Annotated in this window: 18 protein-coding genes, 1 tRNA gene and 1 riboswitch; of the genes, 9 read left to right on the plus strand and 10 right to left on the minus strand. The window is 72.6% G+C overall.

Going from position 1 to position 23,428, the window contains the following annotated elements; translation table 11 throughout:
* The first annotated feature begins 31 nt into the window (after nt 1-31).
* From ACFXDE_RS29220 to ACFXDE_RS29235, 4 genes are all read left to right on the plus strand, one after another.
* On the plus strand, nt 32-610 hold the full coding sequence (locus ACFXDE_RS29220; protein ID WP_380497674.1) for a flavodoxin family protein: 579 nt from the start codon (nt 32-34) through the stop codon (nt 608-610).
* Between the two features lie 320 nt (nt 611-930).
* The gene (locus ACFXDE_RS29225) at nt 931-2,091 is read left to right on the plus strand and encodes an LPXTG cell wall anchor domain-containing protein (RefSeq protein ID WP_380497675.1); all 1,161 of its coding nucleotides are present in this window, start codon (nt 931-933) and stop codon (nt 2,089-2,091) included.
* A 186-nt stretch (nt 2,092-2,277) separates the two neighbouring features.
* Nucleotides 2,278-3,528, plus strand: coding sequence for a hypothetical protein (locus ACFXDE_RS29230; RefSeq protein ID WP_380497676.1), 1,251 nt, complete (start codon nt 2,278-2,280; stop codon nt 3,526-3,528).
* Between the two features lie 105 nt (nt 3,529-3,633).
* The gene (locus tag ACFXDE_RS29235) at nt 3,634-4,404 is read left to right on the plus strand and encodes a MerR family transcriptional regulator (protein ID WP_380497677.1); all 771 of its coding nucleotides are present in this window, start codon (nt 3,634-3,636) and stop codon (nt 4,402-4,404) included.
* A 34-nt stretch (nt 4,405-4,438) separates the two neighbouring features.
* On the opposite strand, the gene ACFXDE_RS29240 is transcribed toward ACFXDE_RS29235, so the two are convergent.
* Nucleotides 4,439-5,518 carry a helix-turn-helix domain-containing protein gene (locus ACFXDE_RS29240; RefSeq protein ID WP_380497678.1) on the minus strand — a complete coding sequence of 360 codons (1,080 nt, stop codon included), beginning with the start codon at nt 5,516-5,518 and terminating at the stop codon, nt 4,439-4,441.
* 235 nt (nt 5,519-5,753) lie between these two features.
* Here ACFXDE_RS29240 and ACFXDE_RS29245 point away from each other — a divergent pair, with 235 nt between their 5' ends.
* Nucleotides 5,754-6,431, plus strand: coding sequence for an RNA polymerase sigma factor (locus ACFXDE_RS29245; protein ID WP_380442778.1), 678 nt, complete (start codon nt 5,754-5,756; stop codon nt 6,429-6,431).
* Nucleotides 6,428-7,846, plus strand: a complete 1,419-nt coding sequence (locus ACFXDE_RS29250; RefSeq protein WP_380497679.1) for a hypothetical protein — start codon at nt 6,428-6,430, stop codon at nt 7,844-7,846. The genes ACFXDE_RS29245 and ACFXDE_RS29250 overlap by 4 nt, the downstream gene beginning before the upstream one ends.
* A 61-nt stretch (nt 7,847-7,907) precedes the next feature.
* Here the strand turns inward: ACFXDE_RS29250 and ACFXDE_RS29255 are convergent, their stop codons facing one another.
* Entirely contained in the window at nt 7,908-9,407 is a 1,500-nt protein-coding gene (locus tag ACFXDE_RS29255) for an aminopeptidase P family protein (protein WP_380497680.1), read from the minus strand.
* Nucleotides 9,408-9,531: 124 nt separating this feature from the next.
* The gene (locus tag ACFXDE_RS29260; protein WP_380497681.1) at nt 9,532-10,989 is read right to left on the minus strand and encodes a PP2C family protein-serine/threonine phosphatase; all 1,458 of its coding nucleotides are present in this window, start codon (nt 10,987-10,989) and stop codon (nt 9,532-9,534) included.
* 630 nt (nt 10,990-11,619) lie between these two features.
* Between ACFXDE_RS29260 and ACFXDE_RS29265 the strand changes: the two genes are divergently transcribed.
* Nucleotides 11,620-12,255, plus strand: coding sequence for a bifunctional DNA primase/polymerase (locus tag ACFXDE_RS29265; RefSeq protein WP_380442786.1), 636 nt, complete (start codon nt 11,620-11,622; stop codon nt 12,253-12,255).
* 226 nt (nt 12,256-12,481) lie between these two features.
* Here ACFXDE_RS29265 and ACFXDE_RS29270 read toward each other — a convergent pair whose 3' ends face one another.
* The 4 genes from ACFXDE_RS29270 to ACFXDE_RS29285 form a co-directional block, all read right to left on the minus strand.
* Nucleotides 12,482-13,465, minus strand: coding sequence for a DUF5926 family protein (locus tag ACFXDE_RS29270; RefSeq protein ID WP_380497683.1), 984 nt, complete (start codon nt 13,463-13,465; stop codon nt 12,482-12,484).
* 126 nt (nt 13,466-13,591) lie between these two features.
* On the minus strand, nt 13,592-14,008 hold the full coding sequence (locus tag ACFXDE_RS29275) for an ATP-binding protein (RefSeq protein WP_380442790.1): 417 nt from the start codon (nt 14,006-14,008) through the stop codon (nt 13,592-13,594).
* 447 nt (nt 14,009-14,455) lie between these two features.
* Nucleotides 14,456-15,280, minus strand: a complete 825-nt coding sequence (locus ACFXDE_RS29280; protein WP_380497685.1) for a glycerophosphodiester phosphodiesterase family protein — start codon at nt 15,278-15,280, stop codon at nt 14,456-14,458.
* Between the two features lie 79 nt (nt 15,281-15,359).
* Nucleotides 15,360-16,811, minus strand: a complete 1,452-nt coding sequence (locus tag ACFXDE_RS29285; protein WP_380497686.1) for a purine-cytosine permease family protein — start codon at nt 16,809-16,811, stop codon at nt 15,360-15,362.
* A riboswitch (TPP riboswitch) is annotated at nt 16,804-16,951 on the minus strand. It overlaps the preceding gene by 8 nt.
* A gap of 233 nt (nt 16,952-17,184) precedes the next feature.
* Between ACFXDE_RS29285 and ACFXDE_RS29290 the strand changes: the two genes are divergently transcribed.
* On the plus strand, nt 17,185-19,083 hold the full coding sequence (locus tag ACFXDE_RS29290) for a S1C family serine protease (RefSeq protein ID WP_380497687.1): 1,899 nt from the start codon (nt 17,185-17,187) through the stop codon (nt 19,081-19,083).
* A 61-nt stretch (nt 19,084-19,144) separates the two neighbouring features.
* Nucleotides 19,145-19,232: transfer RNA gene (locus tag ACFXDE_RS29295), tRNA-Ser, on the plus strand.
* A 974-nt stretch (nt 19,233-20,206) separates the two neighbouring features.
* Here the strand turns inward: ACFXDE_RS29295 and ACFXDE_RS29300 are convergent.
* The 3 genes from ACFXDE_RS29300 to ACFXDE_RS29310 all read right to left on the minus strand — a co-directional run bounded on the left by ACFXDE_RS29300 (nt 20,207) and on the right by ACFXDE_RS29310 (nt 23,285).
* On the minus strand, nt 20,207-21,613 hold the full coding sequence (locus tag ACFXDE_RS29300) for a tyrosine-type recombinase/integrase (RefSeq protein ID WP_380497688.1): 1,407 nt from the start codon (nt 21,611-21,613) through the stop codon (nt 20,207-20,209).
* Between the two features lie 59 nt (nt 21,614-21,672).
* On the minus strand, nt 21,673-21,864 hold the full coding sequence (locus tag ACFXDE_RS29305; RefSeq protein ID WP_359963873.1) for a helix-turn-helix domain-containing protein: 192 nt from the start codon (nt 21,862-21,864) through the stop codon (nt 21,673-21,675).
* A 146-nt stretch (nt 21,865-22,010) separates the two neighbouring features.
* Nucleotides 22,011-23,285, minus strand: coding sequence for a DUF3631 domain-containing protein (locus ACFXDE_RS29310; RefSeq protein WP_380497690.1), 1,275 nt, complete (start codon nt 23,283-23,285; stop codon nt 22,011-22,013).
* Nucleotides 23,286-23,428: the final 143 nt, after the last annotated feature.

Here is a 23,428-nt window from a genome sequence, read left to right on the forward strand (position 1 = left end):
CCGGGCGGTACCGAGGCAACGGGGGCCACCGATGGACGACCAGCACGCGGGCGCCGAGCCGCCGCGCAGATTCCTCTTCCTCGTCGCCAGTTCGCGCGCCGACGGGAACTCCGAGCAGCTCGCCCGCCTGGCCGCCGGGGCGAGCCTGCCGCCCGGCGCCGAACAGCGCTGGCTGCGCCTGGACGACCACCCGCTCCCGCCGTTCGAGGACCTCCGGCACGCCGGGGACGGCTCCTTCCCCGAGCCGAACGGACACGAACGGACGCTGCTGGACGCCACGTTGGAGGCCACCGACCTGGTCTTCGTCGCGCCGCTGTACTGGTACTCGCTGCCCACCAGCGCGAAGCTCTACCTCGACCACTGGTCGTCCTGGCTCCGGCTGCCCGACAAGGTGTTCCGCACGAGTCTGGCGGGCGGCACCATCTGGTCGGTCACCGCCCTGGCCACCGAGGACGACAAGGCCGACCCGCTGATCGGCGCGCTGCGGCTGACCGCCGACTACATGGGCATGCGCTGGGGCGGCGCGCTGCTCGGCAACGGCACCCGGCCGGGGGACGTGCTGCGCGACGAGCGGGCGCTGGTCGCCGCGAAGTCCTTCTTCTCGCAGTGAGCTCCGCACCCGGTCGGGCCTGAGCGCCCGACCGATGGATTCACGCCACGGAGGGCCGTGCGGTACCGTCCTCCAGGCGTGTACCCGTCACGCCGGGTGTGCTTTTGGTAAAAGACAAAAGCCTTGTCCGGTGACGGAGTTGGACGATTCGGGCAAGCTCCGTGTGTCGTACGGGACGGAGCGTGACACCTGCCTTCCGAAGTGGCTGGATCGTTCGGTAGTCTCCGTCGGACTTTCAAGCTTCGCGGGGGGATCGCGGCGCGCTCCGCCGCGCCCCACCGCGCCTCCGGGCGTGCCCGGACTCTCCCGTGAGGTCTCCCTTGTCGATACGTCGCACTCTTGCCCTCGCCGGCGCCGCCGCGCTCGCGTCCTCGATGGTGCTGGCCGGTGCCCAGGGCGCCATGGCCGTCGGTGCCACCGACGCCCCGTCCGCCGCCGCGTCGGCCGAGAAGACGGCGGCGCAGCTCCTCGGTCTCTCGCTCCAGGGCGTGCCGGACACCTTCATCGCCGGCGGCGACGCCCGCGAGTTCAGCTACAAGATCGACAACTCGTCCAAGCACGACGACGTCTTCTACCCGTTCCTGAAGTTCAAGAACAAGGCCGGCTCGCTCAAGGCCAAGGACTTCAAGGTCGAGTACCAGCTGCCCGGCGAGGGCTGGCAGACCGGCGCGGTCGCGCCCGGCGGCGGCGACGGCGACGACTCCGCCGCCCTGATCCTGCTCGGCCAGGTCGACGGCGACGGGAACCCCTCCGACGACGCCCTGCTGGTCGTGAACCACGGCAAGAACCTGACGATCAAGGTCCGGGTCTCCTTCACCGGGGACGCCCCGCTCGGCAAGGCCGGCGTCGTCCCGGTGGTGTTCGCCGCCGCGCTCGACGACGACAGCCACCTGCCGACCGACAACGGCGGGTTCAGCTGCGAGGGCATCCGCGGCGCCGGCTTCACCATCAAGAAGGCGGCCCCGACCCCCACCGGCAAGCCGACCCCGACGACCACCACGTCGCCGACGGGCACCCACACGCCGACCCACACGCCCACCCCGACCGGCTCGCCCACGACCAGCCACACGCCGACGGCCACCGCCACGCCGAGCACCACGGCCACCGCGACGCCGACCGGCACGCCCACCACGCAGCCGACCACCCCGGCTCCGACCACCCCGGCTCCGGCCACCGGTTCGCCGTCCGCGTCGCCGTCCGCCTCCGCCTCGACCGCCGCCCCGGCCCCGTCCGGCAGCAGCACCGGTGCCCCGGAGCCGATCGACTTCCCGGTGAGCGTCCCGAAGATCACCCCGCCGAAGATCGTCCCGGCCGCCGTCACCAAGGCCAAGGCCGCCGCCGACAACGCGGACAAGGCCCTCGCAACCACCGGTGGCGGTGACGACACCACCGCCATCGCCGGCGCCGGCGGCGCCGTCCTGGTGGCCGGCATCGGCACCCTCGTGGTGCTGCGCCGCCGCAAGTCGGCCCAGCAGGGCTGACCGCGCAGCCGCTCCCGGCGCCGGATCCAGGCGCCGGGCGGCGGCTGACCTCGGGGGATCACCGCCTGAGTGCCACCGCGCCGCCCGTCCGTCCGTCCGACGGACACCCGGGCGGCGCGGAAGGTACTCCTCCGTCACATAGGATGTCCGGCCGGAGGGGGGCGGAACCGGCGGGGAGAGGGACAGGTGCGGGGAGCACGCACGGCACGGACCACTACCGACTACGAGTCCGGCACGGGACGCATCGCGGGCCTGCTGGTACGCAGACACCACGTCCTGCTGGTCGCCTGGACGGTGCTCTGGTTCTTTCTGGTCGAGCCCAAGGGCGGCTTCTCCTGGCACTACCTGCGCCAGGGCGAGCAACTGCTCTTCAGCGGTCAGCCCGACGGCGGGCTGTCGCTCTACGCCCACCACCCCGAGCTGCAGATCGGCCCGGTCAGCCTGGCCGCGGCCAGGCTCACGGCGCCGTTCTCGCCGTACACGGGCCAGGTGATCGCCGAGGCGGTGAGCTCCGCGCTCGGCCTGGTGATGCTGGTCCTGGTGGGCCGCACCGCCGCCCTGTACTACCTGGGCACCGGCACCAACCACCGCCGGCTCCAGCAGCGCGTGCTGATCGCCGGGCTGGCGTTCATCCCGATGTGGGTCGAGGTGTCGGTCCGCTTCGCACACCTCGACGACGTGCTGGCGCTGTTCTTCACCGCCCTCGCCGCGCACGCGCTCGCCCGCGGCAAGCCCGTCCAGGTCGCGATCTTCCTGGCGCTCGCGGTGGACTCCAAGCCCTGGGCGATCGCCTTCGCCCCGCTGGTCCTCGCCCTGCCCAGGCCCGCCTGGCTGCGCACCGCGCTGTGGTTCTGCGCGCTGGTCGCGGTCGCCTGGCTGCCGTTCTACCTCGGCAACCTGGACACCATGGCGGCCGCCAAGTTCACCATCCCCAACCAGCCGGCCTCCTCGCTGCGCTGGTTCGGCGTGACCGACCCGACCACCCCCTGGTGGGACCGCCCGACCCAGTTCGCGCTCGGCCTCGGGCTCGGCGGCATCGCGGTCTGGCGCGGCCGCTGGCCGGCCGTCGTGCTGCTCGGCGCGAACGCCCGCGTCCTGCTCGACCCCAGCGTGTACACGTACTACACGGCCTCGATCCTGCTCGGCACCCTGCTGTGGGACGCGGTCGGGCAGAAGCGCCTGGTGCCCTGGTGGAGCTGGATCGCGTTGGCCTCGCTGTACGGCGGCACGCTGCTCCTGCCGTCCGATCCGGCGCGCGGGTTCGTCCGGCTCGCCTTCGTCGTGGTCTCGACGGCGTACGTGCTGCTCTGGCCCACCCAGCAGACGCGCCGCCCGCGGCCGTCGGCGGACGACCAGGGCCAGGGCCACGGCCACGGCTCCGGACGCGGCCGGCTCGGCCGTCGGCGCGAGCGCGTCCTGGTCGGCGCCGGGCACTGACGTCCCCGCCGGGCACCCGCGCGGAACCCGACGGCCCTTCCGGCTTGACCCTCACGCGACGTGAGAGACGAGTGTCGAGTCAGCACGAAGGGAGGAACACCCCGCATGAACAGTGACGGCTACTCGGTCGGCGCCGTGGCGAGGATCGCCAAGGTGACCGTCCGGACCCTGCACCACTACGACGAGATCGGACTGCTGTCCCCCGCGGGCCGCACCCGGGCCGGCTACCGCCGGTACGTGGACGCCGACCTCGACCGGCTGCAGCAGATCCTGTTCTACCGCGAACTCGGGTTCCCCCTGGAAGAGATCGCGGCGATCCTGGACGACGACTCGGTCAGCCCGAGTGAGCACCTCCGGCGGCAGCACAGCCTGCTGACCGACCGGATCAAGCACCTCCAGGAACTCGCCACGGCCGTCGAACACGCCATGGAGGCACGGAGAATGGGCGTTCAGCTGACCCCCGAGGAGAAGTTCGAGATCTTCGGCGAGGACTACAAGGAGGAGTGGGAGCAGGAGGCCGAGCAGCGCTGGGGCGACACCGAGGCCTGGGCCGAGTCGCAGCGCCGCACCGGCGCCTACGGCAAGGCCGACTGGGAGCGCATCCAGGCCGAGATGACCGCCCTCAACGGCCGCCTGGCCGCGGCGGTGGCGGCCGGCGAGCCCGCCGACGGCACCCTCGCCATGGACCTCGCCGAGGAGCACCGGCAGCACATCTGCCAGAACTTCTACGACTGCACCTTCACCATCCACCGCGGCCTGGCCGGCCTGTACGTCGGGGACCCGCGGTGGACCGACACCTACGAGAAGATCGCGCCCGGCCTCGCGCAGTGGCTGCACGACGCGATCCTGGCCAACGCGGCCCGGCACGAGGGCTGAGCCGGGAGGCCGAGCCGAGGGCTGAGCCGGAGGCTCAGGCCACCCCGCGGCCGAACCCCCGCCGGTAGGCCGTCGGCGAGGTGCGCATCACCCGGCCGAAGTGGTGGCGGAACGTCGCCGCGCTCTCGAAGCCGACCGCGGCGGCGATCTCCTCGACCGTCCCCTCAGGGGACTCCAGGAGCGGCAGGCTGGCCGCGATGCGCTGGGTGACGACCCAGCGCATCGGGCTGGTCCCGTTGCGGGCGGTGAAGTGCCGCAGGTACGAGCGGTCGGACATCCGGGCGGCCCCGGCCAGCGCCGAGACGGTCAGCGGCGACGCCAGGTGGTCCATCGCGTACTGCATGCTGCGCGCGATCCCGTCGTCCTCCTCGTCGACCGGCAGGATCGCCGCCTCGATGAACTGGGCCTGCCCGCCGTCCCGGTGCGGGGGCACGACGAACCGGCGGGCCACGGTGTTGGCCACCTTCGCGCCGTGGTCCCGGCGCACCAGGTGCAGGCACAGGTCGATCCCGGCGGCGCTGCCCGCGCTCGTCAGGACGTCCCCGTTGTCGACGTACAGCACGTCCGGGTCGACCTCCACCGACGGGTACCGCTGCTGGAGCAGCTCGGCGTAGCGCCAGTGCGTGGTCGCCTTGCGGCCGTCGAGCAGGCCGGCGGCGGCCAGGGCGAAGGCGCCCGAGCAGATCGAGACGATCCGGGCGCCGCGCTCGTGCGCCGTGCGCAGCGCCGCGACCAGGCCCGGCGACACCACCCCGCCGAAGGCGTTCGGCACCCCGGGGACGATCACGGTGTCCGCGGCCGCCAGCTCGTCGAGCCCGTGCCGGGCGACCATCGCGAACCCGCCGACCGCGTCGAGCGCCGTCCCGGGCCGGTCCGCACACACCTTCAGGCCGTACCAGGGCGCCGCCAGCAGGCCGCTCAGCTCCGGCCGGGCGAGCCCGAACACCTCGACCGCCACACCGAGTTCGAACGGCGCCATGCCGTCGAACGCGTACACCGCGACGTCGTGCACCGGCTCCGGCCGGCGCCCGATGGCGACCGCGACCGGCCCGGGCGCGGTCCTCCCGGCGGCCTGCGACGTGCTGCCCTGCGGCGGGTTGTCGTGCTGGGTCATGCGAACCCCCTGCTCAAGGGTGGTGGAACGTCGGTGAGTTTAGTCCGTCGGGCCGCGCCGGGATTTTTCGGAACTCACCTGCAACCTCCACCGCCCCCGCACGTCCATTGGTACGGGGGCGGAGAACACCAGGCCGGTGGCGGCTGGGAGGATCTTGCCGATCTCGATCAAGATCAGGTGAGCAGACGGTTCCGGTACGCCCGGAAACCGTCCCGGGGGAAAGCGGAAGACGCAGATGTCCATGGCCATCGGGCCGATCATCGCGCCGGCGTGGAAGCGTGGTTTCTCCGTCCGCGGAGTGGCCGCCCTGCTGTTCGGTGCCCAGGAGGCCGGCGAGCCCGTCGCCGTCCCCACCACCGAGCACCAGGCGGTGCAGCGGCGCTCCGGTTTCCGGCTGCTGCGCGGGGGACGCGGCCGTACCGAGGACCGGCCGACCCTGACCGACCTCTACCACGCCCACCGGCTCGGGCTGGTCCGGATGGCCGTCCTGCTGGTCGACCACCAGGACCTCGCCGAGGACGTGGTCCAGGAGGCCTTCACCCAGCTCTACCAGCGCCACGGCGAGGAACTGGACGACCTCGACAACGCGCTCGGCTACCTGCGCACGGCGGTCGTCAACGGCGCCCGCTCGATGCTGCGCCGCCGCAAGACGGCCCGTGAGTACGTGCCGCCGCACGAGACCGACGCCCCGTCGGCCGAGGAGCACGCGGTGCTCAACGACGAGCACCGGCGCGTGCTGGTCGCCCTGCAGGAACTGACCCCCCGCCAGCGCGAGGTGCTGGTGCTGCGCTACTGGTCGGACATGTCGGAGGCGCAGATAGCCGACACCCTGGGCCTGTCCCGGGGCGCCGTGAAGTCCACCGCCAGCCGGGCCCTGGACGCTCTCGAAAAGCACCTGGAGAAGGTTCGATGACCGACAAGTTCCCCCGCCGGATCGGCGGCGACGGCGACGGGCCGGCCGAGACCCCGACGGAACGGCTGCTGCGCGAGGCGATGTCCGCCCGCACGTCCCTGATCACCGCGCACGACCTGCGCCCCGCGGCCCCGCCCAATCGCCGGATCCGCAGACTACGGCCGGTCTACGCCGTCGCCGTCCCGCTCGGCCTGGCCGCCGCGATGGCGGTCGGCGTGGTCACGCTGCACGGGAACCCCGTGGCCGACCACGACCACGCGCCGCCGGCCGCCACGGTGTCGGCCTCCCCCAGCCCGACCCCCGCGGCGACGCCCACCGAGACCCCCAGCCCCACGGCCACCCCGTCCGAGACGGCCACCCCGACCGACACCGGGACCCCGGACGCCCCGGAGACCGCCGCGGCCCTCGCCGACGACACCCCGTCGTCGTCCCCCACTCCGACGAACAAGGCCACCGGCGCCACCACCGGCCCGGCGACGCCGTACACGTTCCGCGGTGTGAAGCTGAAGGTCCCGGCGGGCTGGCGGATCGCTTCCGACGACCCGGCCAGCTACCACCTCTGCCTGCTGAGCCCGGGGGCTCCGCAGGACGCCACCAGCCGGGATTGCCAGCCCTACGGAGTGGACGTGACGGTCTTCGACACGGACTCGATGAGCTGGCCGTCGACCTCCGACCTCGACCGCGCCGGCGGCTGGGCCCACCAGCCGTTCTGCCCGGTCTGGGGCAACCCGCACGTGCCCGCCGCGGGCGAGCAGGTCACCAGCCACGCCCCGACCAGGACGACGCCCACGGTGTCCGGCCGTCCGGCCCGGAAGTCGCAGTGGCAGGACTCGTGCGGAACCTCGTCCTTCACCGCCCAGCTGTGGGCCCTGCCCAAGGACCAGGTGTTCGTCTCCGCGATCGGGCTCAAGGACGACTACCAGCAGGGGCTGATGACGATCGTCAACAGCCTGGACGTCAGCGGCCACGTCGCGCCCTACTCGGAGAGCGTCGGCGTTTCGGTGAGCGGTCTCAAGCCCGGCCAGCAGGTGCCGAACGACGGGACTCCCGTCGAGTTCTCGGTCACCTACAAGAACACCGGCAGCGCCAAGGTCTCCGGTGCGAAGGCCGTGGTCTTCTACGACTCCTACGCCGCACCTGTCGGGCAGCCGTTGCAGGGCACGTTGGAACGCCAGGAAGGGGCGGACTGGAAGCCGATGGACGTGCGGATGCTCGACTCCTACTCCTCGCTCCAGACGGGGCTGCCCGTGGACCTGGATCCCGGGCAGAGCACCACGGTCAACTACCGCCTGAAGCTGGCCGCCCAGGACACCCCCGGCTCCTTCTCGCTGACCGCGCGACTCGCCACGCCCGTGGCTGAGAGCTACACCGTCTCCGGCGGCACCACCCTCCAGTTGCAGGTGATCGCCAAGTAGCGCGCGCGAGGGCCCGGCCTCCCCGAACGACAGGGGGAGGCCGGGCCCTCGTGCGTGCGGGTCAGGCGAGCGATGCCATCCAGGCCTCGACGTCCTCGGCGCGGCGGGGGAGGCCGGCGGAGAGGTTCTCGTTGCCGTCGGCGGTGACGAGGATGTCGTCCTCGATGCGGACGCCGATGCCGCGGTACTCCTCGGGGACGGTCAGGTCGTCCTGCTGGAAGTACAGGCCGGGCTCGACGGTGAGGACCATGCCGGGCACCAGCAGGGCGTCGACGTGCTCCTCGCGGCGCGAGTGGGCGCAGTCGTGGACGTCCAGGCCGAGCATGTGGCCGGTGCCGTGCAGGGTCCAGCGGCGCTGGAGGCCCAGCTCCAGGACCTTCTCGACGTCGTACACGGAGCCGTCGAGCAGGCCCCACGCGAGCAGGCGCTCGGCGAGGACGCGCTGCGAGGCGGCGTGGAAGTCGCGGAAGCGGGCGCCGGGCCGCACCGCGGCGATGCCGGCCTCCTGGGCGTCGTGGACGGCCTCGTAGATCTTGCGCTGGAGGTCGTTGAAACGGCCGCCGATGGGCAGCGTGCGGGTGACGTCGGCGGTGTAGAGGGTGTGCGTCTCCACGCCGGCGTCGAGCAGCAGCAGCTCGCCGGGGCGGACGTCGCCGTCGTTGCGGACCCAGTGCAGGGTGGTGGCGTGCGGGCCGGCGGCGGCGATGGTGCCGTAGCCGACGTCGTTGCCCTCGACGCGGGCGCGGCGCCAGAAGGTGCCCTCGATCCAGCGCTCGGAGGTGGCGACGGCCTGGCCGAGCTCGCGGACGACGTCGGTGAAGCCCTTGACGGTGGCGTCGCAGGCGGCGCGCAGCTCGCCGATCTCCCAGGCGTCCTTGACCAGCCGCAGGCCGCTCAGGAACTCCTTGAGCTCGGCGTCCTTGTCGGCGTCGAGGAACTCGCCCAGGGCGCCCTCCAGGCCCTCGTCGTAGCCGCGGACGAGCCGGGTGGGGGCGGCGGAGTCCTTGGCGCGCGCGGCGAGCTCGTCGGTGGCCTTGCGGACGTCGCGGGCGGGCAGGCCGAGCAGCTGCTCCTGCTCGGTGAGGCTGTGCCGGCGGCCGACCCACAGCTCGCCGTAGCCGTCGAGCCAGAACTCGCCGTTGTCGCGGTCGGAGCGGGGCAGCAGGTAGAGGCCGAACTCGTGGCCGGCGTCGCCGGTCGGCTCGGCGACGAGGATGGCGTCCTCGGTCTGGTCGCCGGTGAGGTGGACGTACTCGCTGGCGGCGCGGAAGTTGTAGTCGGTGTCGTTGGCGCGGACCTTCAGGTTGCCGGCCGGGATCACCAGTCGCTCGCCGGGGTACGCGGCCGAGAGCCGGGCGCGCCGCTCGGCGGCGTACGGGGCCTGGGCGACGGGCGTCAGGCCGTGCAGCTCGGTGTCGGCCCAGCCGGACTTCATCGAGGCGGCCAGCTCGTCCGAGACCTCGGAGTACAGGCCGTTCTTGCGGCCCTTGAACTGCTTCGGCTCCTCGCCGCCGGTGGCCTCGGGGTTCTCGGCCACCGCCGGGGTGCGGTCCTCGGTCACGTACAACGCCTCCTTGGGGGTGGTGCGGCCCGCCCGTGGGGGATGTCGGATCGCGACACACGTGGGCGGCCGTGCGTCCCATGGTACGGACGCCCGGTCGCCCACTCGTTCGGGGCCGGAAGGTCTACTCGAAGCGGGCGCCCAGCAGCATCAGGTCGTCGGTGGCGGCGTCGGTCCCCTCGCGGCCGGGGCAGGCGGCGAGCAGGTGGGCGCAGAGCCGGTCGGGGTCGATCCGCACGTCGCGCGGGGCGTCGGCGGCGGCCCGGCGCAGGTTGGCCTGCCCGGCGTGCAGGGTGGGGCCGCAGCGGCGGGCCAGGCCCTCGGTGTACAGCAGCAGGGTGTCCCCGCGCTCGGCGGTGAGCTCGACGCCGGGGGCCTCCCAGCAGGCGAGCATGCCGAGCGGCGCGGAGAGCGAGGTCTCGACGAACTCGGCGCCGTGCCGGTTGACCAGGATAGGCGGGCAGTGCCCGGCGCCGGCCAGGGTGATCCGGCGCTCGTCGGGTTCGATCCAGGCGTAGACGGCGGTGGCGGTGCGGGTGGGCTCGGTGGTCTTCAGGAGCAGTTCGAGGTCGCCGAGGACGGAGACCGGGTCCTCGCCCTCCAGCACCGCGTACGCCCGCAGCGCGGCCCGTACGCGGCCCATCGCGGCGGCGGCGCCGGGCGCGGAGCCGGGGCCCGCGCCGGGGCCGTCGCCGGAGACGGAGCCGACGGTGAGGCCGACGGTGCCGTCGGGCAGCGGGATGGCGTCGTACCAGTCGCTGCCGTTGGAGCGGTCGAGGCCGGCGGGGACGAGCCGGGCGGCCAGCCGCAGCCCGGCGGGCTGGGGGAGCCGGTCGGGCAGCAGGCCGCGGAGCAGCGCCTCGGTGGTGCGGCTGACCTTGTCGGCCGCCAGCTGCCCGGCGATCAGCGGGGCGGCGAACCGGCAGTAGCGGTGGGCGAGTTCGCGCTGGCGTTCGGTGGGTTCGGCGGGCCGGTCGTAGAACCAGACGGCGGCGGCGAGCGGGCCGTCCTCCTCGGTGGCGAACGGCAGTCCGTAGCAGCCGCCGAGGCCGAGGTGGGCGGCGAGTTCGCGCAGCCGGGCGCCGGTGGCCGGGTCCTCGGCGAGGTCGGGGGAGTGCAGCCGCTCGGGCCGGTCCCGGTCGCGCAGCAGGCGGGCGAGCAGGCTCTGCTCGAAGGGGACGGTCTCCAGGGCGCCGAGGCTGGCGCGGTCGAGGCCGAGGCCGAGCGGCTGGCCGGGGCCGCCGCCGGGCTGCCGGGTGACCAGGACGCCGCGGCCGGCGCCGAGCAGGTCGGCGCCGGAGGCGAGGACGGCGGCCAGGGTGGCGTCGAGGCCGCGGGCGCGGGCGAGCCGTTCGGTGTGCTCGTACAGGCTGGTGAAATCGGACAGGCGTCCGGCCAAACGGTCCTGCACCCCGGTGGACGGTGCCGTGAGGGCCTCCGCCGCACCGTCCTGGGCCTCGGCGGGACCGGGCAGGCCCGGCTGGTCGACGAGCGGGTCGAGGACGGAGAGCCCGCCGGTGAAGCCCGGCTCGGCCGGCGCTGCGGGTGAACTGGGCGTCGACGACGGGTGGGTCTCGGTCATGCCGGCACTCCTGACGCGGTGCTACGTGTCATGCGGAACCCCCAGGGACGGCCGATGTGGGGGCGAGCGCGGCCGAAGGGCGCGTTTCGCCTCGAATCGCTACTACTCGTCATTGATCGACAGCAATGGCACCACTTCTACACAGGCCATTTGGGGCATGTCCAGATCCGGGACGAGCCGGTGGCCGGTTCCCCCTCCACTGCGACCCGGACGGAGGGCGCGTCCGGTTCGTACGCGCGCCGTTCCGGCCGGGAGGAATGGAGCGGCCCGGGAGCGGGCAGAACCGTGGGGACGGACCCGGCGGCCGTCCGGATCGTATGCTTTCGCCGCCCGGATGCCGCGCTGGCCGGATGTCACTCACTCGTACGGTGGAACCAAGCGCGCCCGGGCGGCGTCCATCCGGGCGCATACGCGATTCTCGTTCCGAGGGCTGTTCCCGTGCGCGGCCCCTCTCATGTCGTGCTCCACGCCGTGCTCCACGTCCGCGCCGCGCCGTCCGCCGTACCGCCCGCCCGCCGCGTGCCCCCGGTCCGCGCCGCCGCGGCCCGTGCGGCGAGTCCGGCGGACGCGGCCCCGGGACGGACGGCGGCCCCGGAGCGAACCGAGCGGTCAGGGAAAGGAACGAGCGCCATGCGTGAGGATCCGAGGGGCCGGTCCGCGGCCCGGTCCGCCCGGCTGACCGCGGCCCTGGAGTCGGCCGTCGACCACCGCTGGCCGGTGGTGCCGGGCGCGGTGCTGTCCGGCGGGCGCTGTTCGTGCGGCGACCCGGACTGCCCGGTGCCGGGCGCGCACCCGCACGACCCGCCGCTGCTGGCGGCCACCACGGACGCCCGGATGGTGCGCTGGTGGTGGGAGCGGCAGAGCCCGGACGCGCCGGTGCTGGCGGCGACCGGTCGGGCGGTGTCGGCGGTGAGCCTGCCGGCCCTGGCCGGGGCCCGCGCGCTCGCGTACCTGGGGGCGCTGCGGCTGCCGCTGGGGCCGGTGCTGGCGATGCCGGGCCGCTACGCGCTGCTGGTGGCGCCGTACTCGCTGGACTCGCTCGGCGAGATGCTCGCCCAACTCCCTTGGGTGCCGGGCTCGTTGCACTACCACGGGCCGGGCGGCTTCCTGCCGCTGCCGCCCGGTGCGGGAGCGGGCCCGGTGCGCTGGGTGCTGGCGCCGCGGCGGGCGGCCGACGGCGGGGTGTGGCTGCCGCAGGTCGGGCCGCTGCTGGGCGAGTTGGTGGAGGCGACGGTCCGGCTGGACAGCGGGCGCTCGGCCTACTGAGCGACCGTCCGGTGGCGGCCCGTCGGCCGGTCATCGGCCGGGTCCGGCGCCGTCCGCCCGGAAAAACAAAAGATCCGGCCGCTGGCGACGGGGGATGCACCAGCGACCGGACTCTTTAGACAGTAACAAGGATCTGCGTCCGCGCCAATTTCCAAGACGCCCTCCACGCCCGGAAATTGCGGTTCAGGGCGACAATGTGACGCGTATCACCTCGTTCCTGCGCGCTTTAGTTCAGGGTGACCTGACGGTTCACCAGGTTCGCGCGGGCGCGTCGCTCGTCGGCCGTGAGCGGCGCCGGGTCCGCGAGGACGGCGGCGAGCCGCTCGGCGAACCCGGCGGCGGGCTTCTCGCAGTCGGCCGCCGTCATGGCGAGCGGCAGGTCCCACACGGGGACGGTCAGGCCGTGCGCGCGGAACGAGCCGACCAGGCGGGTGTCGGTGCCGAGCGAGGCCTCGCCGGCCGCGTTCAGCCGGGCCAGCGCGTCCAGGAGCTGCTCCTCGGGGACGGTCATCACCCAGCGCAGGTGGTTCTTGTCCGGGGTGCCGCACCAGTACGCGGCGTCGACACTGGTGAGCTTCTCGGTCGGGATGGCGGAGGCGTTGGCGCGCTCCAGCGAGGCGGCGACCTCACCGGTGGCGGTCTCGGCGTCCTCCAGCCAGAACTCGAAGCCGGTGTGCACGGCGGGCGTGAAGTCCGCCGTGACGTCCAGCAGGTCCTGCAGGCGGCGCCCGCCCGGGACGGTCCGGCGGGCCGGCACGGGGCTGCCCGGCTCGGCGGCCAGGGCCAGCTCCAGCGCGTCCGCGAGGTCGCGGCTCAGGTCGCCCGAGGAGGACTGGGTCTGCAGGCCGAGCAGGATCGAGCCGTCCTGGCGGCGCAGGGCCGGCCAGGCGAGCGGCAGGACGGTGGCCAGGGTGACCGACGGCACCTCGCCGACGGCGGTCCCGGCGACTCCGGCGGCCAGCGTCAGCGGCACGGTGGCGGCGGGCACCAGCTCGCGCAGCGCGACCCAGTCGGCCTCGCCCGGCAGGCCCTCGAACGGGCGGTGCACCAGCTCCTGCACCGCGTGCGAGGCCTCCCGGCCGTGGCAGGCCTTGTACCGGCGGCCCGAGCCGCACGGGCAGTCGTCGCGGGCCCCGACCACGGGGACCTCACCCGTGACGGCGGTGGTGGACTGGCGCTGCGGCGCCTTCTTGGCGGCCTTCTTGCCCATGGTGCGGCTCTCCCGGGGACGGTGGTCCTTTGCTCCGGGAAGCCTACTGACGTTCTCCCGGCGCGCGGGCACGCGCCGGGGCGGGAGCGCTGCGGCGGGGGCGCCCGGGGCCTGCGGGCGGGGCGCTCAGGCGCTGCGGGCGTCACCGCCGGTGCGCCTGGCGTGCCGCGCGCGGGCGGGCAGCGCGGCCCAGACCGTCACCTCGCCGGGTGCGTCGCGCACGCCCCAGTCGCTCGCGAGCTGGTCGACGATGCCCAGGCCGCGGCCGCCGCGCGAGGTCAGCGAGGGGCTGCCGGGCTCGGGCCGCGTCGGTGCGCCGCCGTCGGTGACCTCCACCGTCAGCACGCCGTCCGCGTGCATCTGCCAGCGGACGAGCACGCCGCCGTCGTCGCCGGGCTGTTCCGCGTCCCGGCCGGCCGGCGCACCGGCGTGCGGCCCGGACGGGACGCCGACCAGTACCTGGTCGACGACCTCGGCCAGGGTGCCGCGCCCGAGCGCGGGCAGCGGGCCGAGCGGCCGGGCGTACCGGCACGCATTGCTCAACAGCTCGGAAAGGATCAGTACGGCATCATCGATGACCGGTTCCGGTATCTGCCGATCACCCAGATCTCGACGCAGTCGGCGCCGTGCGACCCCGACACTCGCTGGGCCGTGCGGCACTGCCATGGTCGATGAAGTCGGCACTTCGCGCGCCACCATCAACGCCACCCCCGGACCTCCTTCAGCGTATGCCGAGGGATGGATGCCCCTTGGTAATGCGTCGGAAACGACCGCGCGACGATCCCGCGAGCCCATTTCGAGCAGCGCGACCGAGGGTGGGCGGGAGGTCATTCCCCGCTCACCCTCCGTCGCGCCGGCGCACGATTTCCGGCAAGAAACGTGCGCGGAAGGTTTGAATGCCGACCGGATCGGTCGGGTTCGGCGATCAGGTTCCGACAGAGCGGTCGGCACCCACCGGGATCCGTGGGACCCGTGGGCGCTCCGGGGCCCTCAGCGGCCGAGCTGCGCCAGCACCTGCGCGGGCTTGTTGGTGATGATCGCCGACACCCCGAGCTCCAGGCACAGGTCCACGTCGGCCGGCTCGTCGACCGTCCACACGTGCACCTCGTGGCCCAGCTCGCGCAGCCGCGGCACCAGGTCGGGCTTGGCCCGCACCAGGTCGATGCCGGGCCCGGCGATCCGCGCCCCGCCGGGCAGCGGCCGGCCCTCCCGCAGCCGGCCGAGCAGCGGCAGCATCCGCTCGATCAGGAACACCCGCGGGTAGTCCGGCGCGGCGGCGGCCACCCGGTCCAGCGCGATCGACGAGAAGCTCATGATCCGGGCGGACGGGCGGTCGCCCTCGCGGGTGCCGGAGATCTTGAACCGTTCGAGCATCCGGAGCAGCTCGGCCTCGACCCGGCCGCGGAAGCGCACCGGGTGCTTGGTCTCGATCGCCAGGTCCACCGGCCGTCCGCAGTCCACGACCAGCTCCAGCAGCCGCTCCAGGGTCAGCACGCCGCGCAGCTCGGGGTCGGTGCTGGGCCGGCCGGTCTTCCAGGCGCCGAAGTCGTAGTCCTGCAGCTCGGCGAGCGTCATCGCCGAGACGGTGCCGCGGCCGTTGGAGACCCGGCCGATGCGGCGGTCGTGCACGCAGACCAGCTCGCCGTCGGCAGTCACCCGGACGTCGCACTCGACGGCGTCCGCGCCCTCCTCGAGGGCCCGCCGGTAGGCGGCCAGGGTGTGCTCGGGCAGGGCGTCCGAGGAGCCGCGGTGGGCGACTACCTGGACGGACGGCGCGGTGCGCGGGGCCGTCGAAGACAGATCTGGGCTGGTCACGCCGTCAACGATAGGCGGAGCAGGTGACGCGGAGGCGAAGACGGTCCCAACCCGAGGGGCCGTCCTCGCCTCCCGTCCCTCAGTGCTGCGGGGTGCGCCGGCTCAGCGGGGTGAGCGCCCAGGTGACCAGCGCGGGCACCGCGAAGGCGAACAGCGAGGCCGACGTCCACTCCTGCGGGGTGAAGTGCAGCGCCCCCTGGGCCGAGGTCCAGAAGTCGGTCCACCAGCCGGCCACCGGGGTCGGCGCGATGAACTGGTAGACCGCGAAGCCGAGCACCCACGGCAGCAGCATCAGCCAGCGCGAGGGCGCCTCGGCGGTGAGGTTCCAGCCGTTGCGGCCGGCGCCGAAGAAGTAGTCCACCGCCAGCACGGCCAGCAGCGGCACGAAGACCGAGCCGATCAGGCCGAGGAAGTTGGTGTACGTGTCGGTGAACTTGTCGATCCGCAGCGCCAGCACGGTGGTCAGCAGGCCGATCGCGCCGGACAGCACCCGGCGGTCCGCCCGCGGCAGCAGGTTCTGCACCGACATCGCGGTCGAGTACACGTTGGCGAAGGACTGGTCCGTCTCGCGCAGCACCAGCACCAGCAGGAACAGCCAGCCCGCCCAGACGCCGAGGAAGGAGTCGAAGATCTTGTTCGGGTCGCCGTCGGACTGCAGCAGCGCCATCAGGCCCAGCGCGTAGCACCACACCTGGGCGACGGTGTAGCCGGAGAAGCTGCCCCAGAACGCCGAGCGCGGCGTGCGCGAGTGCCGCGTGTAGTCGGCGGCGAGCGGGACGAAGGAGATCGACACCGCGATCATCGCGTCGGTGGCGCCCAGGAAGCCGTGCCAGTTGCCCTTGCCCGGGTCGGGCACGCCGTGCCGGCCCAGCTGGACGGTCAGGTAGACCATCGCGACGGCGACGGCGCCCGCCACGAAGCGCCGCAGCACCCGGATCGAGCCGAGCGGCCAGATCGTCAGCACGGTGGTCAGCCCGCCCGCGAGCAGGACGAACAGCCACCGGTAGCCGTCCGTGTGGGCGACCGTCTGCGCGCCCGCCGCGATCGTCAGGAGCTCGAACACGCCCCAGCCGATGCACTGGACGATGTTCAGCACCGTCGGGACGTACGAGAGCCGGGTGCCGAACAGCCCGCGCAGGTTCGCCATCGCCGGTGCGCCGGTGCGGGCGCCGATCAGCGCGGCCACGCCGAGCATCGCGGTGCCCACCGCGGTGCCGGCCACGATCGCGGTGCCCGCGGCGGCCAGCGACAGCTCGCTGCCCGGGGCGCCGAGCACGGTGGCGGCGGTGGAGAAGCCGATCAGGCTGACGCCGAGGTTCATCCACAGCGCGAAGTGGTCGCGGAAACGCAGCGTGCGCGGCGGCTCGGCGTCGAGGACGAGTGGCGCCTCGGCCTTCTCCGGCCGGTCCAGCAGCGCGGTCGCGGCGGCGGTCCCGCCGGTTCCGGGCCCGTCGTGACCGGTCGTGGACGATTCGGAGAAACCCTTGGACTCGGGCGCGCCCGAAGAAGAGGATGGCGAAGCAGGCGGCATGGCCGATACTCCCTACGCCGGCATTACCCGGACAGGTTCCGGCGGTCAACGCCCCCTCGACGGTCCGCCCGGGATCCCGTGGCGTACGGTCGACCAGCGCACTCTCAGCCTGGAAGGTCCAAGCTCCCGCGTGTCAGTTTGGAGCGACAGGCTAACCGGCACCGGGGCGAACGCCCAAGGCCAGGGGGCGTGCGGTCCGCATCGCGGGACGTTCGGCGGGGGTGGGGGAGCCGCCGCCGGGAACGTGTCGTCGAGCGGAGGCGTCGGTCCCGCCTAAGGATTCTTATGAGTTCTTCAGAGGGGTCCTTACGGCAATCGAATCGGCAGTGCGAAAAACTATGGTCCTTGGTTCTGTCAGCTATGGAGGTCGTCCGTGAGCACCGAGCGCGAGGTTGGGCCCACCGGGCCGCAGGGGGAGCAGCCCTCGGGCACCGAGGCCGCGGCAGCGGCCGCGGCTCCGGACGGGCACAAGCCCACCATGGCCTTCGGCAGGATCCCCGAGCCCGAGGCCCCGGCGGACGCCGCGCCGGCCGACGGCGGGCACAAGCCGACCATGGCCTTCGGCCGGGTGCCCGAGCCCGAGGCCCCGGCGGACGCCGCGCCGGCCGAGGGCGGGCACAAGCCCACCATGGCCTTCACCAAGGTCCCCGCCCCGGAGGCGGCGCCCGTCGCCCCCGCTGCGCCCGCGGCGGCCCCCGCCGCGCCCGCCGAGGCGCCGGTCGCGCCGGTCGCACCGGTCGCACCGGTCGCACCGGTCGCCGAGAGCGGCTACATCGACGCCCCGCCGCCGGTCCTGCCGCCCGCCCCGGCCGCGGCACCGGCTGCGCCCGTCGCCCCGGCCGCGCCCGCCGCGCCCGTCGGCGAGGCCACCCCGGTCCTGCCGCCGGTCGCCAACCCGTACGCGACGCCGACCCACGGCGTCCCCGCCGCCAGCGCCCACGACCCGTACGCCGCCCCCGGCGCCCAGCACCCGTTCGGCGCCGGCCGCCCGCTCGGCGGCTGGGGCGCGGGGCACGACACCACCGCCGCGCACGGCATTCCCGGCTACCCGGGCGCCCCCGGTGCGCCCGGCGGTCCCGCGGGCCCGCTCGGTTACCCGGCGGACTACCCCGGCGGCCCGGCCGGCCCCGGCGGTCCCCGCAAGAAGCGCGGCGGCCTGGTCGCCCTGATCGCCGCCGTCGCCCTCGTGGCGGGCATCGCCGGCGGTGCCGTCGGCGTGGCGGTCTCGGGCAACGGCAACTCCGTCGCCTCCGCGGACGACCACCGCAGCACCACCATCCAGGCCAGCAACACCCAGAAGAACGAGCCCGCCCCCGGCTCGATCGCCGCCATCGCGCAGAAGGCGCTGCCGAGCGTCGTCACCATCAAGGCGCAGAACAGCAGCGAGTCGGGCACCGGCACCGGCTTCGTCTTCGACACCGAGGGCCACATCCTCACCAACAACCACGTGGTGGCGCCCGCCGTCACCGGCGGCGGCGGCAAACTGACCGTCAAGTTCGCCGACGGCTCCTCCTACAGCGCCTCCGTGCTCGGCCGCGCCGAGGGCTACGACGTGGCCGTCGTCAAGATCGACAACCCGCCGAAGGAGAAGCTGAGCCCGCTCACGCTGGCCGATTCCGACAAGGTCAACGTCGGCGACGCCACCATCGCGATCGGCGCGCCGTACGGCCTGGAGTCGACCGTCACCAGCGGCATCATCAGCGCCAAGGACCGCCCGGTCGCCTCCGGCGACGAGACCGGCGCCCAGGCCTCCTACATGAACGCCCTGCAGACCGACGCCTCGATCAACCCCGGCAACTCCGGCGGCCCGCTGCTCGACTCCAGCGGCGCCGTGGTCGGCATCAACTCGGCGATCCAGTCCAACGCCTCCGCCAACGGGCGGGCCGGCAGCATCGGGCTCGGCTTCGCCATCCCGATCAACCAGGCCAAGTGGGTCGCCGACACCCTGATCAAGACCGGCAAGCCGGTCTACGCCCAGCTCCAGGTGCTGCGCAACGACGACTACAAGGGCGACGGGGCGCAGATCCAGACCCGCGACATCCAGGGCCAGCCCGCCGTCACCCCCGGCGGCGCCGCCGACAAGGCCGGCCTCAAGCCCGGCGACGTCATCACCAAGCTCAACGGTGCCCCGATCGAGAACGGCCCGGCCCTGGTCAGCCGGATCTGGACGCACAAGCCCGGCGAGACCGTCGACGTCGAGTACCAGCGCAACGGCCAGACCATGACCACCAAGGTCACCCTCGGCTCGCGGGAGGGCGACACCCCGAGCTGACCCGGCGCCCGGAAACCGTGTGCACCGAACCCCGCCGGACCCGTTAGGCTGACCTCCGCCTGGAGAGCTGCCCGAGCGGCCTAAGGGAACAGTCTTGAAAACTGTCGTGGCGTGACCCGTCACCGTGGGTTCGAATCCCACGCTCTCCGCTGGTAGAGAACACACAGCTCAGGGCGGGTATCGGCAAGCTGCCGATACCCGCCCTTTTCGATTCCGTCCCGGGCTGTCCCACCCGTGTGCCGGGTCCGGTCAGGGTGCGTGGGCCAGTTGTGGGCCACGGCGACGCCACGTGGGAGGCAAAATCACGGGCCTTGGGGCGGTATGACGCTGCTCAGCGTTCCATAGGTGCGACCAGGTACCGCACGATGAACATCAGCGAGATCGGCAGGAGGCCGACGACGATGGCCTGCGGCACCGACATTCCTGTGCACCAGCCCGCGACGGCCGTGAGCGCGGATAGGGCAAGGGAGGCAGCAAACCAGTACGGCACCCTCAACGACTGACGGCGGCGGTTCGCCGACGGCCGGCGTCTCGGCTGACTGGGACTCAGTGGGTGATCGTGTGTCACGATGGCGATGTCCTTCGGGTGAGATTGGGATCCAACTCGGCAGGGCAGCACACCGAGAGGCCGCCGTGCATGGCGGCCTCTCGGCTTTTCCGTGCCTGAACGATAGGCCAACTTGGGCACGTTGAAAAACTGATCAACACCGAGGGCTTTGCGAATTTTCAGTGTTGTCGCGCAGTGTAGTCGTTGGAGTGATGTTGTCAGTTGTCAGTGTTTTAAGGGTGGAGTGCACCTTCCCAGGCTGCTGTGCTGACGTACTGCGTCTCGGCAGGTCAGGGGCCTCGCGTCCCAAGAGCGTCTCTTCTTTCGGCTCTTATAGGTCTGCAACCTGGGAGGGTGCGCCAAGTGTCGCCCAATTTGCCCCAGGGGGGCGCGACCTTAGGGCCCGAGAAAGGGGTCTATTAACCTAGGTTTTCAGGGCCTTATAGCGCTGATATTGGGTCACTCTTTCGTGGTTTTCTGGACTGCCTCAGTGCTCTTTCTTCGGGGTTGTGAGCGCCTTGGGATGAACTCGTCGTCACTCTCCGCAGTTGCATGTCAGCAGATCGGGGGGAGACGCTAGTCCTGGCTCAGGGCACCCAACCCCTGCTCTCCGCCGTACTCCTGGTCTAGGAATCGCTCGATCATGGCGTTGGACCGGTCCTTTCGGCCGTTGAGCACCTTGGCGTAGAACTTGAACAGCACCGTGATGCTGTGGCCGGCGCGGTCGGCGACCTCGGCCGGGTCGACACCGGCCGCCAGCCACCCGGACACGCAGGTGGCCCGCAAGTCGTACGGGACGTCGGCGAACGGCGTCTTCATCTGTTCGGGGGTGAGGGCCAACTCTCGGGCCTTCTTCCAGACCTCCGAGGTCTCCTTCGTGCTGAGCAGCCCGCCCCCGGCTGCTTGGAACAGACGCCCGTCGAGGCCCAGCCCGAACTCGGCCACGTGCTCGCGCAGCATCCGGACGAACACCGGGGGGATCGGGATGTCCCGGGTTGCCGAGCTGGCGCGGTGCTTCAGGCCGCGCTCCTCGTGAGACTGCCCGTCGTCGGTCCACCGCGACCCGACCCGGGGCGAGCTGCCGGGCGCCACGATGAGACCCCACCCCGTCTCCGGAAGTGTGCAGTCGGTCAGCCGGAGGTGGGCGGCCTCGGATGGGCGGGTGGCGGCCCAGTTGATGCAGCCGTAGTACGTGGCCAGGTGGCGCCCGCGTGGGCCGAGCGTCCGTACCGCCTCGATCAGCTCCCGCGCCTGGCGCGGCGCCGGAACGAACCGGAAGTCGATCTCGTCGTCCGTCTCTGGCGGATCCCACTTCACAGATTTCAGCGGGTTCGCCGTGAGGAGCTTCCGCTCGATCGCGTACCCGATCGCACCGCTCAGGGTGGAGTACTTCCGCTTGATGGTGTTGTCCGCTGCGCGGCCCCCGTCCAGCTTCAGGGTGATGGCCACGAGCGCTTCCCGGATGGTGTCCGAGTCATCCAGGCGGGCGACGGGCACCGATTTACGGGAGAGCCAGTTGAGCGCTTCCGTGAACTCCTCGGGGATCTCGCCCTGGTGCCCGGAGAAGTTGAACGCCCAGCACGAGAGGGCCCGCCGCAGCACGGGAGCCGATGGGGCCCCGCGGTGGTCCGTGACGAGTGCCGGGGTGATCGTGGCCAACCCGTCAGCCCGTGCAGCGCGTTCCTTCGCGGACGAGTCCGGCCATGTGACCTCGGCGTACTTCTTCGCGTGGTCGAACCACGACACCTGGGTCTGCTTCTTTGCCAGTTCGCGCAGCTCCGATGCGGGGAGGCCCGTCTCAACGTCGAACTCCTCGCCGTTCTTCATCGCGGTACGGAGTTCGGCCAGCCTGCCAGTGGCGAGGGTCTTGGTGACGTAGCTCTTTGAGTGGGGCTTCGACCCGACCTTCCAGCGAAGCTCAAACGGCTCTCGGCGGTTGGGGCGTTGGCGGATGGTGTACAGCTTCACGTCGTACGTCAGCACGTGCTCTCCAGGTGAGGGGCCCCGGCATAGCCGAGGCCCCTGATCGTGAGGTTGGACAGTCAGGCGGCGGAGGACTGCTCCAGGGCGGCCCACCAGGCATCGAGGTCGGAACGGCGAACGCGGATCTGGCCGTTGGGGAGCTTCAGGAGCATCGGGCCCTTGCCGCGGGCGACCATGCGGTAGAAGGCAGAGCGGGACATGTCGAGCTCGGCGAGGACGGCGGGGAGCTTCAGGTGTTCCGGCTTGGGCATCGGCTTCTCCGATTGATCCGAATCGGGCGGAGCGGTCTTCGAGTTCCTTGTGTCCGCAGGTGCCGCTACCGCCGCTACCCCGCTACCGCGCTGGTCAGATGGGGTGTGGTGGTAGCGGATGTGGTAGCGGTAGCGGATAGGACGCGCTAGCCGACGGTGGTGAGGTCGGTGGCGGTTTCGGTGGCGGGGGCCGGGTCGGTAGCCGCTACCGCTACCTCTCCCGCTACCGGGAAGAGGGTCCTGACCTGCGCGGTAGCGGCGGTAGCGGCGGTAGCGGCGGTAGCGGATTCCTGGGGAACGGGCGGGCAGTAACGCAGCCACGCGTCGGTGAGATCCTCGGCGTAGTAGCCCTTGAGGACGACCCGGGGACCGGTCTTGATGTTCCGGGGGCGGATCGGCTTGCCGGCGGCGGTGACGTATCCGCCGAGCATCTGGGACAGGGCGCGGGTGGTGAACGCCCGGCCGTCGAGGTCGGCCCACGGCGCGTCGTCCAGCCCGTTGAGCTGCTCCACGAGAGTGCTGCTGAGCATGCGCTCGGCGCCGTCGAAGATGGTCCGCAGGTCGGTCAGCAGCCGGATTCCGAGGGATCCGCTGTCGTCGGCCCTGGCGGTCTTGACCAGGTGGACGCAGGCGGCGCGGGCCCGCTTGGGCCAGTGACCGCCGGCGGCGTCGGCGACGGCGAGCAGGGGTTCCCAGACGTCGGCGGGGCGGTCGGTGACGCCCTCGGGCATCTCGGGCCACGCGCCCTCGACCTTCTCGCGGATCGTGTCGGCCCAGGCGGCGAGCCGGTCGCGCAGGACGTGTCCCTCGGGCTCGTGGATCCTCTGGCGGAAGGACTCGGCCTCCTCGTTGGGGGCGCGGCGGCGCATGCGGATGACGACGGACCGGCCCATGATCGTGTCGGGCAGGTCGCCGAGGCCGGCGAGGGCGAGGGCCGCGTAGACGGGGAACTTGACCACCTTGTGGTTGTCGCCCTCGCGGACGCTGCGGGTGACGCCGCCGGTGCGGCGGTAGCCGGAGTTGATGAGGCCTCGCAGGTCCTCGTTCCCGGCGGCCTTGGGGCCGAAGACGGTGTCGACCTCGTCCCACAGGATCGTGGGCAGGCCGTCGTCGCTGCCGGAGATGGAGCGGAACAGGGCGCTGGCGCTGATGTCGTTGGTGACCAGCGGGTTGGGCGTGAGGGTCTGGACGATCTCCAGGGCGCGGGTCTTGCCGCTCTCGGGCTCCGGGGAGAGGAACGCGAGGCGGGGGGTCGTCTCGAAGCAGTCCATGAGGTGGGTGTGGGCGTCCCACAGCGTGACGGCAACGTAGGCGTGTTCGCTGGGGAAGATGTTGAAGCGGCGGTGGTGCCGCTCGATCTCGTCGAGCAGGGCGGCGCCGTCCTCGATCGTGGTGGTGACGGGCGGGGTGGGATCGGTCATGCTGGGGTCTCCGGTCTGTAGGGCTGGATGGGAGCGGGCCGCGGTCTTTGGTGAGAGGGCGGCCCGCTTCGGCATGCTCGTTTAGGTCCGGCGGGCAGGGCGTAGCGGTTGGGCAGGCGTGAGGGACGGGCGGGGGCTGGAGA

The organism is Kitasatospora sp. NPDC059408 (assembly GCF_042751525.1).
Taxonomy (GTDB): Bacteria; Actinomycetota; Actinomycetes; order Streptomycetales; family Streptomycetaceae; genus Kitasatospora.

Excerpts from the sequence above, each read along its gene's own strand:
- ACFXDE_RS29220 (WP_380497674.1), top strand. The coding sequence starts at position 32 with ATGGACGACCAGCACGCGGGCGCCGAGCCGCCGCGCAGATTCCTCTTC.
- ACFXDE_RS29235 (WP_380497677.1), top strand. The coding sequence starts at position 3,634 with ATGAACAGTGACGGCTACTCGGTCGGCGCCGTGGCGAGGATCGCCAAG.
- ACFXDE_RS29240 (WP_380497678.1), bottom strand. The coding sequence starts at position 5,518 with ATGACCCAGCACGACAACCCGCCGCAGGGCAGCACGTCGCAGGCCGCC.
- ACFXDE_RS29245 (WP_380442778.1), top strand. The coding sequence starts at position 5,754 with ATGTCCATGGCCATCGGGCCGATCATCGCGCCGGCGTGGAAGCGTGGT.
- ACFXDE_RS29250 (WP_380497679.1), top strand. The coding sequence starts at position 6,428 with ATGACCGACAAGTTCCCCCGCCGGATCGGCGGCGACGGCGACGGGCCG.
- ACFXDE_RS29260 (WP_380497681.1), bottom strand. The coding sequence starts at position 10,989 with ATGACCGAGACCCACCCGTCGTCGACGCCCAGTTCACCCGCAGCGCCG.
- ACFXDE_RS29265 (WP_380442786.1), top strand. The coding sequence starts at position 11,620 with ATGCGTGAGGATCCGAGGGGCCGGTCCGCGGCCCGGTCCGCCCGGCTG.
- ACFXDE_RS29270 (WP_380497683.1), bottom strand. The coding sequence starts at position 13,465 with ATGGGCAAGAAGGCCGCCAAGAAGGCGCCGCAGCGCCAGTCCACCACC.
- ACFXDE_RS29285 (WP_380497686.1), bottom strand. The coding sequence starts at position 16,811 with ATGCCGCCTGCTTCGCCATCCTCTTCTTCGGGCGCGCCCGAGTCCAAG.
- ACFXDE_RS29305 (WP_359963873.1), bottom strand. The coding sequence starts at position 21,864 with ATGCCCAAGCCGGAACACCTGAAGCTCCCCGCCGTCCTCGCCGAGCTC.
- ACFXDE_RS29310 (WP_380497690.1), bottom strand. The coding sequence starts at position 23,285 with ATGACCGATCCCACCCCGCCCGTCACCACCACGATCGAGGACGGCGCC.